Origin of the sequence: Brevibacillus sp. SIMBA_040 (assembly GCF_046535075.1) — a bacterium.
Taxonomy (GTDB): Bacteria; Bacillota; Bacilli; order Brevibacillales; family Brevibacillaceae; genus Brevibacillus.
Map to the genome: position 1 here is coordinate 1 of NZ_JAWRXI010000142.1, position 279 is coordinate 279.

The 279-nt window shown below is 35.5% G+C and carries 1 protein-coding gene; it reads left to right on the top strand.

Annotated elements, in window-relative coordinates; genetic code table 11:
• Nucleotides 1-58: 58 nt before the first annotated feature.
• On the top strand, nucleotides 59-279 hold a 221-nt coding region (locus SB752_RS32310; protein ID WP_410719483.1), incomplete at its 3' end, for a hypothetical protein.

Consider the following 279-nt stretch of genomic DNA (forward strand, 5'->3'; position numbering starts at 1 on the left):
AGACCCAAATATGGTAAAATGGTTAAGCGAGCGTAAAATAACCAGATAAAAATTTAATATGAATATGTATTTCAATAAAGTTTTAACCATTTCAGCATTCTTTGCAATTTCGTTGCTATCGTTAAATGCACAAACTTTAAAAAAGCAGAATCCTTTAATTATAGAATCCCAAGGAAGTTTTGCCATTGGCGGAACGGTTGTTACAACACCCGGAATCTTTGATCCAATACAACAAGGCGCTTATAATCCGGCAGGAACAGACCCAACAGGACAGACATT